We start from the raw sequence: 11,193 nt of genomic DNA, 5'->3' as shown, positions 1-11,193 counted from the left end.
AACCGGAGCAGGTGGCCCGCCAGATTCCCCAGCTCCGCGCCATGCTGGCGATGCGGAATTTATTACGCGACCTCAAATCCAACCTGCTTGATAACGCCACTTTCAGAAAAGAGCTTGAGAAAATCCTGAAAGACCCGGCGCTGACGCAGGAATTACGCGACGAAATGAGCGCGCTGGCCCCGAAATAAACGACGTGCGTTATTTAATGGATTAACCGGGAATATGCTGATGTCTGTAAATACTGAAACCGCCCCCGCGCAGGGGCAGACCGCTGTACTGGAAAAAGAGAGCGTTTACGCCTCCCTGTTTGACAAAATCAACCTGACCCCGGCGTCCCGCCTGGGCGATATTAACGACTTTCTGGATGATGCCGCGCTGTCCGACGCCCCGGCGGGCGAACGACTGACGGCGGCGATGCAGGTGTTTATGGACTGCATCCGTCAGTCCGGAAAGACCGTGGAGAAGCTCGACAAGACCCTGATTGACCACCACATCGCGGAGCTGGACTATCAAATCAGCCGCCAGCTGGACGCGGTGATGCACCATCCTGAGTTCCAGAAGGTGGAATCCCTGTGGCGCGGCCTGAAGCAGCTGGTGGACAGCACCGACTACCGCCAGAACGTCAAAACCGAAATTCTGGACGTCTCCAAAGACGATCTGCGCCAGGACTTCGAAGACGCGCCGGAGCTGATTCAGAGCGGTCTCTACTGGCACACCTACACCGCCGAGTACGACACCCCGGGCGGCGAGCCGATTGGCTCGGTGATCTCCGCGTATGAGTTCGACGCCAGCCCGCAGGACGTGGCGCTGCTGCGCAGCATCTCCGGCGTCTCCGCCGCGGCCCATATGCCGTTTATCGGCGCCGTGGGCCCGGCCTTCTTTCTGAAAGAGTCCATGGAAGAGGTTGCCGCCATCAAGGATATCGGCAACTACTTCGACCGCGCCGAGTACATCAAATGGAAATCCTTCCGCGACACCGACGACGCGCGCTATATCGGCCTGGTGATGCCGCGCGTGCTGGGCCGCCTGCCGTATGGACCGGACACCGTGCCGGTGCGCAGCTTCAACTACGTCGAGCAGGTGAAAGGCCCGGACCACGAGAAATACCTGTGGACCAGCGCCTCGTTCTCCTTCGCGTCCAACATGGTGAAAAGCTTTATTAATAACGGCTGGTGCGTGCAGATCCGTGGCCCGCAGGCGGGCGGAGCGGTGAAAGATCTGCCGATCCACCTCTACGATCTGGGCACCGGCAACCAGGTGAAGATCCCGTCGGAGGTGATGATCCCGGAAACCCGCGAGTTTGAGTTCGCCAGCCTCGGCTTTATCCCGCTGTCGTACTACAAAAACCGCGACTACGCCTGCTTCTTCTCGGCCAACTCCGCCCAGAAGCCGGCGCTGTACGACACCGCCGATGCCACCGCCAACAGCCGCATCAACGCCCGTCTGCCGTATATCTTCCTGCTTTCGCGCATTGCGCACTACCTGAAGCTCGTTCAGCGTGAAAACATCGGCACCACCAAGGATCGCCGCCTGCTGGAGCTGGAGCTCAACACCTGGGTGCGCGGTCTGGTGACGGAGATGACTGACCCGGGCGACGAGCTGCAGGCCTCACACCCGCTGCGCGACGCGAAGGTGGTGGTGGAAGATATCGAGGACAATCCGGGCTTCTTCCGGGTGAAGCTGTACGCGGTGCCGCACTTCCAGGTGGAAGGGATGGACGTGAACCTGTCTCTGGTCAGCCAGATGCCAAAGGCGAAATAATAAGCTAAGGCAGGAAGCCAATGAAAACGGAACAACCGTTATGGGGCAGGGGCGTTATGGTCTCTCCCCAGCACTTCCAGCAGCAGGCCGCGTATTCAGCCTGGTCTGCGGAATGTATCGCCCGACTCGGGCTTTCTCATCCCTGGGGGATGATCGATGCCACATTCGAATCGGATGCACTGAAACTGGGCCGCCTGCAGGCCCGTCATCTGCATATCCGTTTCCCCGACGGGACATTAATCGATACGGATAACGCTGACGATTTGCCACCGGTACTGGCGCTTGAGAATGAATCGCAGCACGTGGTGGTGGTACTGGCCCTTCCGCTGCTGCGGGCGAACGGCGGCAACTGCCTGAAACCCGATGAGGTGGCTGAGCGTCCTGTTCGCTATCGGCAGCGCTGGCGGGATGTCCGCAACGCCTTTGGGGAAGATACCCGCCAGATTGCGGTGATGCGCCCGGAGCTGACGCTGCGTTTCGCCCATCAGAATAACAGCGATTACCTGACCTGTCCGATCGCCCGCCTGCAGCAGGATTCGCAGAGGGCGTGGCAACTTGATGAGACGTTTCTTCCCCCGCTCCTGGCCATCCAGGGTAGCCGCTGGCTGATGACCCAACTGGAGCAACTGATGACCCAGTTGCGTACCCGCCTGAGCCGCCTGATGGATATGCGCAGGGAAAGCAACGAACGGATGGCGGATTTTGCCGTGGCCGATGTGTCCCTGTTCTGGTTGCTCAATGCTCTGAACAGCGCTGAGCCCGTGCTCGGACAGTTTCAGCGCCATCCGCAAAGCCCGCCGGAGCGTCTGTATCCGGAGCTGGCCCGTCTGGCGGGCAGCCTGCTGACCTTCTCGCTGGAGCACCAGGTGAGTGCGATCCCGGTCTGGCAGCATGAGCAACTGAATAACGTTTTCCCGCCGCTGTTTGATTTACTGGGTGACCTGCTGGAAGCCAGCCTGCCGTCGCGGGTGGTGGCGATTGAACTTGAGCACGATGCCCGGCTGCACTTCTGGCAGGCCCGTCTGCATGATCCGCGTCTGCGTGAAGGGGCGGATTACTATCTCTCCGTGCGTTCGCGGATGTCGGCGGCACAGCTGCAGGAGCAGTTCCCGCGCCAGTGCAAGGTCGGCAGTCCCGATCATGTCAGAAGTATCGTCAACTCATCGCGGGTGGGCGTACCTCTCGCGCCATTGCGTCATGTACCGGCAGCCATTCCACTGCGTCTGGAAAACCAGTACTTCAGCCTGGATGTCTCTCACCCCCTGACCACCGAAATGCTCCAGAGCGGCACATGTATGTTTTACGTTCCGGGAATGCTCGGCGAGCCTGAACTTGAACTTTTTGCGGTACTGAGAACATGAGTGAGCGTAAACGCGGCGGCGCCGCGTCCATTGATATAGATGCCCTGCTTCAGGATACCTGGCTGCAGGTGATCAGCCTGCGTCATGGTCCGATATTCCAGGACGGGGAAGGGCGCACGCTTTGGGAACGCTGCATTACTGATGTCGAACGAGTCCAGCGTGAGCTGAAAGCGAGCGAACTTGATGAAGCCAGCTGTCAGCATATTCTCACGGCACAGTGTGCGCTGCTCGATGAGGCGGTCAAAGGTCGCGGTGTGGAGGACGATGCCTGCGTGCAGTGGTATGACATTCCCCTGCAGGGGCACTTCCTTGGCACTATGGACGCCGGTGACACGCTGTGCGATCGGATGCGCGATGTGCTGCGTGAACCGGCTCCTGACCACGCTGTTGTGACCTGCTTCCAGCGAGTCATGATGCTGGGTTTCCTCGGCAATTTCCGCTCTCTGAACGACCCTGAACGCCAGAAACTCATTAATGCACTTGGTGAATATGTCACGCCGTTCAGCTATCCACAAACCCATCCTGTCCTGGTGGAAAGCCGTGCCGGACGGGAAATGGGCGGCTGGCTGGCATCATGGCCCGTACGTATTGGCCTGAGCGTGGTGGTGGTCGCCGCACTCTGGTGGGGACTGGATCGCTGGCTGGATCAGATGCTGCAGACCCTGTTGCCGGGAGCGGTGAAATGAGCCCTGCGCAACAGCGTGGACTTGCGCTGTGGGCCGCCTTGCTAAGTACCGTGGTCTGCCTGGGTTTTCTGTCGGTCACCCGACTGGTGTCAGTACTCGTTCTGCTTACCGTTCTGGGGCTTATCATGGCGTGCTGGTATGTCGCCAGTCGTCGCGCGCGGCATGACGTCACCCTGCAACTGGATAACCTACCGGAAGCCACTTACCGTCAGCCCGTGGTGCTGGTCTGCGGCGATCTGCCGCTGGCCTGGCCGCATCAATCACCGGTACTCATCGTCCCGCAGGGATGCTGGATCCGCGTGGAGGATCATCAGGACCTGGAGCAGGTAGCCCGCCAGATACTGTGGCTGCGCCCTGACTGGGGGCGTCAGCTGTCGGTAATGGTTTGTGTCTGTCCGCAGCAACACCCGGACAGCGAAGCCCTGATCAGTCGTCTGCTGACCCTGCGCTGGCGCATCAGCCAGCTGCGTAAAGAAACGGGTCATTCTGTGCCACTGATTCTGAATGGTCAGGTCGGCAGCGCGATGACGAATGACCTATTCTGGCAGATGGCTCTCCCGGGTGAAGGGGTGAGGGTCTGGCGTGAATCTTCAGTTCCGGGCTCTGTCGCTGCATGGGTCACCGCCGGCGGAACGCCTGCGATGCAGCAGCAGGTGTTGATGAACAGCCTGATGAGCTGGTTCCATCAGCACGTCCAGGCTGTTTTTATGGATGAGAACCCCGATGTGCCGGTCATTGCCCCTGCCGCAGTGCTGTGGGGCATGAGACCAATCCTTGCCGGAAGCCTGACCACATCGGCCTGGACGGCGTGGTTGTCCCGTCACACCGCGATGCAACAGGTGACCGGCTGGCAGCCGGTGGGAACGGACAGTACGGTTATTTCCCCGTTGCCGGATTTTGTCCTGCCATTGCTGCCGGAAGGGCGAGGCCTGACGCCGCGTGACAAAGCCTTCCGCTGTGCGCTCGGGATCTTCACGCTGGCGACTATCGCTGCGCTGCTCAGCAGTGGCTGGAACAATCGCCAGCAGCTGCAACGCGTGAGCTTCGATATTACCCGTTACGACCGCATCTCTATGGATGACTACGGCCCGAAAGCCGACGCCGTTGCGGCCCTGCGCGAGGATGCGGCATTGCTGGACGACCATGCACGTAACGGCGTACCGGCCCGGCTGAGCCTGGGTTTGTATCAGGGCGGGCGTCTGCGCATGCCGGTGCTGGAAGCGATCCGCTCGTATGTGCCGCCACCACTGCCGCCTGAACCACAGCCGAAACCCAAACCGGTAGCGAAAATTATCCGCCTCGACAGCATGTCGCTGTTCGACTCGGGCAAGTACGACCTCAAGCCAGGCTCCACCAAAATGCTGATCAATTCACTGGTGGGGGTTAAGGCCAGACCGGGCTGGCTGATTGTCGTGTCCGGGCATACCGATAACACCGGCAATCCGCAACTGAACCAGACGCTTTCTCAGAAACGTGCCGAAGCGGTGCGCGACTGGATGCGCGACACCGGCGACGTGCCGGAAAGCTGTTTTGCGGTGCAGGGTTACGGCGAAAGCCGTCCTCTCGCCACCAACGACACCCCGGAGGGCCGTGCGCTCAACCGCCGTGTCGAAATCAGTCTGGTGCCGCAGGCGAATGCCTGCCAGCTGCCGGGCAACACACCCGCGTCATCGGATGATGGCGCATCACAACACAATGGAGAGTAATTCCATGGCAATTCCTGTTTATCTTTGGCTGAAAGACGACGGCGGTGCGGACATTAAAGGATCTGTGGACGTTCAGGATCGCGAGGGCAGCATCGAAGTTGTCGCTCAGGAGCATAACCTGTACATCCCGACCGATAACAACACCGGCAAACTGACCGGCACCCGTATCCACACACCTTTCCTGTTCACCAAGGAAATCGACTCGTCCAGCCCGTATCTGTACAAGGCGGTGACCACCGGTCAGACCCTCAAGTCTGCGGAATTCAAGTGGTACAAGATCAACGACGCGGGCCAGGAAGTGGAGTACTTCAACACCAAACTCGAAAACGTGAAGGTGGTGAAAGTGAGCCCTGAAATGTACGACATCAAGGATCCTTCTAAAGAGAAGCACAACCATCTTGAGCGCGTAGAACTGCGTTACGAAAAAATCACCTGGACCTACAAAGACGGCAACATCATTCATTCCGATAGCTGGAACGAACGCGCCACCGCGTAATTGCCCGTCATACTTCGCGCCGCAGGTGCGTTGGCTACGTCCGCTCACCCGGTTGCATAGTTATCTATGCTCCCGGGGATTCACGAACTTGCCGCCTGCCTGCAACACGAATTATTTAGGGCAATCGTCTGATGCGGGCGGGGTTTCCTGTCCACAGTTTTTTGCTGAGAGCCTGATATGCGGGCACTCAGCAAAGAAAAATACAATCTGTTTGCCTGACCTTATGCGCTTTGGTGAACAGCGAGGGGCGGTAGCGTGTCCAGGAACTGACAAAGAGAGAGATTCATGGAAAATCCAGCCAGCCTGTTGCGATGTCTGAACCCTTACTGTGCCCGTGCGATGGAAGGGGTGGCTTCGCTCTGCCAGACCCGCACCCATGCGAAAATTTTGCCGGAACACTGGCTGCTGGCCTCGCTTGCCGGAGAGCAGAGCATCCGCAGCGTTCATCTGCTGATGGCGCTGGACGGGAAACCTAACCTGGCTCGCTGTGATGGGCTGTGGCCCTTACTGACGCTTGGCCAGAGCCAACTGGAGCGCCTGCGCCCGTTACTGGATGCGCAATCTGACGAGCGGCCGGATCTGCAGCCGGAAATCGAACTGGCTCAGGGTATCGGGCTGGAGTTTGACCTCACAGAAGGAGTGCACGCATGAGCAATAATCCTCCGTTAAGATTCAGCCACAGCCATCATCTGCTTTCGGTGAAAGGCTGTGACGCCGAGCCCGATGTACTGGCGTTTGAAGGCGATGAAGCCCTGAGCAAACCCTTCCGCTACCGTATTGAGTTCACCAGCGCTGACCATGCCATCAGCAAAGAGATGATGCTGCTGAAGGTGGGCTCCCTGACGCTGCAGGCCCCGGTTGACCAGGGCTACGGCATCAAAATCCAGCAGCCGGTGCGGGTGATTCAGGGAGTGGTGACGGGTTTTGAACGCCTTGGCACCTCAAAGAATGAAACCCGCTACGCCCTGACGCTTGAGCCGCGCCTGGCGCTGCTTGACCGTTCGCACCAGAACGCCATTTACCAGGATATGTCCGTCCCGCAGATTGTGGAGAAAATCCTGCGCGAGCGCCACGGCATGCGCGGCCAGGATTTTCTGTTTTCGCTCACCAGAGAGTATCCACGGCGTGAGCAGGTGATGCAGTACGGTGAGAACGACCTGCACTTTATCACCCGCCTGCTGGGTGAGGTCGGCATCTGGTTTCGCTTCACCACCGACACGCGGCTGAACATCGACGTGGTGGAGTTTTACGACAGCCAGCAGGGGTATGAGAAAGTCCTGACGCTGCCGTCGGTGCCGCCGTCCGGGCAGCATTCGCAGGGTGTGGACTCGGTGTGGGAGATGGAGAGTCATCATAGCGTGGTGCAGAAGCAGGTCAGCACCCGCGACTACAACTACCGGCAGGCCACGGAAGACATGAACACCCTCGTTGATGCGACCAGGGGAGATGCCACCACTTACGGAGAGGCCTATCACTGGGCGGATAACTACCTGACGGCGGGAAACTCCCATGACCGTAATCCGGCCCCGGAGTCCGGGGCGTTCTATGCCCGTATCCGGCACGAGCGCTACCTGAATGGCCAGACGCAGACCCGGGCCGTCACCAGTTGCCCGACCCTCTCTCCGGGTATGCTGCTGAAAGTCACCGGCGGGTACGAAGTGGCTGAGGTATTTGCGCAGGGCGTGGTCATCACGGCGATGCACAGCCATGCGCGGCGTGATGAGGACTTTGGCGTCAGGTTTGACGGTATCCCGGACAGCACTGATTTTAGTTTCCGCCCTGAGCCAGGCAGTCGTCCGGTGATGGCCGGCACCTTACCGGCCCGCGTCACCAGTACCACCGAAAATGACACCTACGGGCATATCGATAAAGACGGCCGCTACCGCGTCAACATGCTGTTCGACCGGGACAGCTGGGAGACCGGATTCGAGAGCCTGTGGGTCCGCCAGTCCCGGCCGTATGCCGGCGACACGTACGGCCTGCACCTGCCGCTGCTGGCGGGTGCCGAGGTGGCGATTGGTTTTGAAGACGGTAACCCGGACCGGCCGTACATCGCCGGGGTGCTGCATGACTCGGCGCACGGCGACCACGTCACCATCCGTAACTACAAACGTAACGTGCTGCGCACCCCGGCTAACAACAAAATCCGCCTCGACGATGAGCGCGGGAAAGAGCATATCAAGGTCAGCACGGAGTACGGTGGCAAGAGCCAGCTGAATCTCGGACATCTGGTCGACAGCAAGAAACAACAGCGCGGGGAAGGTTTTGAGCTCAGGACGGACAGCTGGGGGGCTATCCGGGCGCAGAAAGGGATTTTTATCAGTGCAGACGGGCAGGCGAAGGCGCAGGGACTGCAGCGCGAAATGCAAGCTGCGCTCAAAGAACTTGATGCTGCCAGAGAGGTAACGTCTGGATTGCGTCACGCCGCCCAAGCAGCCCAGGCGGAATTAGCCGATCTTGAGAAACAAACAACATTAATGAATCAAACACTTAATGATCTTAAGCAGCAAGCGTTACTTCTGTCTGCCCCCTCAGGTATTGCGCAGGTCACCCCAGCGAGCGTACAAGTTTCGGCGGGGGAAAATCTAATTGTTACCGCTGGTCAAAATGCAGACATTAGTATTGTCAAAAAGTTTAGTCTGGCGGTAGGAGATATTCTGAGCTTATTCGCACACAAACTGGGAATAAAAATGTATGCTTCGGAGGGTAAAGTAGATATTCAGGCACAGTCGGATGCGCTGAATCTATTTGCTAAAGAAAAGCTTTCCGTCGCCAGTTCAGACAACAGTGTTGTCATATCAGCCAAGAAAGAAATCCTTTTGGTTTGTGGAGGGGCATTTATACGGTTAAGTGATGCGGGGGTTGAAGTTGGTACTAGTAAAAACGTCACGTTGAAATGCATTGCGGTTCAACAGCAGTCTGCGTCGACGTTAAATTCAACGCTTTCGCTACCTTCTGGCTGCAAACCCGGGGTAATTTCTGCAGCCCAACAGCAAGGGGCTATGGTGATACTTAGCTAATAATTTGAGGAAAAAAAATGACTATAAAATTAGCCGTTTTGGGGGACAGGACGAGTAATGGAAAAATAATTTCTGCAACTGCGAATTATTTCAGCGAGGGAAGGCAGGTGGCACAAAATAATGATAAAGCTATTTGCACTGTCTGTAAGGGAATATTTCCCATCCAGGCCACTGCTGTTGGTATCGTCAGTAATGGCATACTTCTGGTACAGGATCAGGACCGTGTGCTTTGTCTATGTTCTGGCCATAAAGTGATCGCAGGATCTAATTATTTCACTGGTTAAAAAAGACATTTTTTATTTTCAGTTTTAATTAAAAAGGACGAGAACATGGCATGCCAGGGATTATGCACAACCAAAGGCCTGACGGTACTGCCCGTGCGGTATGCCGTTGTGCCGGAGAATATCAGTGCCAGTTTACCCGGATGGGCGAATGATCCGCTCATTACCGGGGTAACACTCGCTAATAATGAAAAATACACGCTCCGTGCGCTTCGTCAGGGTTATCTTTACGTTTTCTATGAAAAAGGAAAACAGGGCGCCAGTTACTGGCAGTGCTACAGTGTTGCGCCGGACGGTTCATTGTGGCTGCAGCAGGTGGCGTCTAATCCTGCCCCGGTGGAAAAGGCGCTGTGCGAAACGGGCGAACACATTGCGCAAAACGTCGAGTTTATGAGCATTGAATCCCCGGATAAGTGCGGCAATGTGTGGTTTGCGTTCAGTCAGTATCCGTGGGAGCAGGAGACGCTCGACCGGTATCGCACCAGACCTGAGGAGCGCATCGCGAGAATGCAGAAAGTGATGCCTTCGGTGGCGGGGGCTCAGCGCACAAAAACAGGGACCGATGTCACCGCAGCAAGCCTGAATCAGGTGCTGGACTATCAGGTGCCTTCTGTTTCGGGTCTGCTGCCCGGTCCGGATGATGCAAAAGTTGTAAATGTCAGCCGGGTATCGTCACTCTGGGATCCGACGGTGGATGACCCCTGGCGGGTCAGCCATGATGTGGTGAAAATGCAGTCCAGCCTGTATCCGTGGGCGCAAAACCGCAGTGGCAGAGCAGCCGCGACGGTCACGGCCATGGAAAACCGAAGTGAGGGAATGACGCCGCTGCTGCTTCCACTCTGGGATCCGGTGGGGATTGTCCATGAGCTAAACGGCTGGAGCCAGGATGTGCTGGGGCGCCAGGCACAGTTTCTGCAGGAGCGTGAGCTTGAGTGCGCCACCAGAACAAACCTCGACGCCGTCAGAACGCTGCTGGAAGGCAATGCCGAGTCTCTGGAGGACGCGATGCGGAGACGGAGAATGGACAGTCCGTTGCTGACAGACGAATATCTGGATACCCGTCTGCAGGCGCTGGAGAAAAGGTATAAGGATAAGCCTGATGTGCTGGCGCAAATCAGGGCAGATGACAGGTTAGTCAGGCGCTGGCATACGCAGAACGTGACGGCATCATACCCGGAGAGCGTGCTGATGAGTCCACCTGAACCGCTGGCTGCTCACCAGCGCCGGGTTGCCGCGATACAGGCGCAGGTCGATGAGGAGCTGGCGTTAAATCTGCCCGAACCCTCGCAGGATTTCAGTGGAGTCCGGGCTCAAAGTTGGGCACCCTATCAGAAAAAGCTAAACACAACCCGGCAGGCGAACTTTGATAACTGTTACACGAGCCTGATTGACGCGGTTAACGCCATCTTTCAGAAGCGTATCATCAGCGTGGTGAACTGGCTCAGCGCACCGGTACTGCTGGCAACGCTGGACGATTTCCACTGTGAGGCACAGCGGGCAGGACTGTTCTACCAGTCAGCGGTGGGGATGGCCATGCACGGGATTAACAGCTGTCCGGCAGGGGCGGCAAAGATAGACGGCTGGTGGAATGAGTACAGCGCTAAAAATCGCGGGAATCTGCTGTGGCGGCATGTGGCGGCCAATAACCCGCGGTTAATCAGCGAGCTGGAGCCGTATCTGGCAACGGTGAAAGGGAAAAAGGACGAAGAGGTGACGCCGCTGACGGCGACGGCTGTAACGGCAGCCCTGATGCAGCAGGTCAGCAATATGAAAAAACTGGAGGGGTACTACCAGAAATCGCTGTCCGCGGTGGTGAAGGGGCTGCGCGAAAATGCCGGTAAACTGGAAGTACAGCTCTTTAGCACGGATGCGTTTATCGTCA

The 11,193-nt window shown here is 57.8% G+C and carries 9 protein-coding genes and 1 pseudogene; all 10 read left to right on the top strand.

Annotated features, from left to right (window positions below):
- The coding region (locus ABLU96_RS11445) for a type VI secretion system contractile sheath small subunit (protein WP_348862517.1) at positions 1 to 188 on the top strand (188 nt) is incomplete at its 5' end.
- Positions 189 to 228: 40 nt separating this feature from the next.
- Positions 229 to 1,761 (top strand): type VI secretion system contractile sheath large subunit, encoded by a 1,533-nt coding sequence (tssC, locus tag ABLU96_RS11440; protein ID WP_075912728.1) that lies wholly within the window; start codon positions 229 to 231, stop codon positions 1,759 to 1,761.
- A gap of 20 nt (positions 1,762 to 1,781) precedes the next feature.
- The gene (gene tssK, locus ABLU96_RS11435) at positions 1,782 to 3,122 is read left to right on the top strand and encodes a type VI secretion system baseplate subunit TssK (RefSeq protein WP_064392171.1); all 1,341 of its coding nucleotides are present in this window, start codon (positions 1,782 to 1,784) and stop codon (positions 3,120 to 3,122) included.
- Complete coding sequence (gene tssL / locus ABLU96_RS11430; protein WP_064392170.1) at positions 3,119 to 3,808, top strand: type VI secretion system protein TssL, short form; 690 nt, start codon at positions 3,119 to 3,121, stop codon at positions 3,806 to 3,808. The genes tssK and tssL overlap by 4 nt, the downstream gene beginning before the upstream one ends.
- On the top strand, positions 3,805 to 5,514 hold the full coding sequence (locus ABLU96_RS11425; protein WP_064406711.1) for an OmpA family protein: 1,710 nt from the start codon (positions 3,805 to 3,807) through the stop codon (positions 5,512 to 5,514). The genes tssL and ABLU96_RS11425 overlap by 4 nt, the downstream gene beginning before the upstream one ends.
- Positions 5,515 to 5,518: 4 nt before the next feature.
- Complete coding sequence (hcp, locus tag ABLU96_RS11420) at positions 5,519 to 6,010, top strand: type VI secretion system effector Hcp (protein WP_014839086.1); 492 nt, start codon at positions 5,519 to 5,521, stop codon at positions 6,008 to 6,010.
- Between the two features lie 285 nt (positions 6,011 to 6,295).
- Positions 6,296 to 6,634, top strand: a pseudogene (locus tag ABLU96_RS11415) (Clp protease); the annotation flags it as partial.
- A gap of 23 nt (positions 6,635 to 6,657) precedes the next feature.
- Positions 6,658 to 9,030 carry a type VI secretion system Vgr family protein gene (gene vgrG, locus ABLU96_RS11410; protein ID WP_064406709.1) on the top strand — a complete coding sequence of 791 codons (2,373 nt, stop codon included), beginning with the start codon at positions 6,658 to 6,660 and terminating at the stop codon, positions 9,028 to 9,030.
- A gap of 17 nt (positions 9,031 to 9,047) precedes the next feature.
- Positions 9,048 to 9,314, top strand: a complete 267-nt coding sequence (locus ABLU96_RS11405; protein ID WP_064375879.1) for a PAAR domain-containing protein — start codon at positions 9,048 to 9,050, stop codon at positions 9,312 to 9,314.
- Between the two features lie 45 nt (positions 9,315 to 9,359).
- On the top strand, positions 9,360 to 11,193 hold a 1,834-nt coding region (locus tag ABLU96_RS11400), incomplete at its 3' end, for a T6SS effector BTH_I2691 family protein (RefSeq protein ID WP_348862514.1).

It is taken from the genome of Klebsiella sp. CN_Kp106 (assembly GCF_040064575.1).
GTDB classification, from domain to species: domain Bacteria; phylum Pseudomonadota; class Gammaproteobacteria; order Enterobacterales; family Enterobacteriaceae; genus Klebsiella; species Klebsiella michiganensis.
Note: the sequence above shows the minus strand (reverse complement) of the source record. Positions and strands in the feature narration are given on the sequence as shown.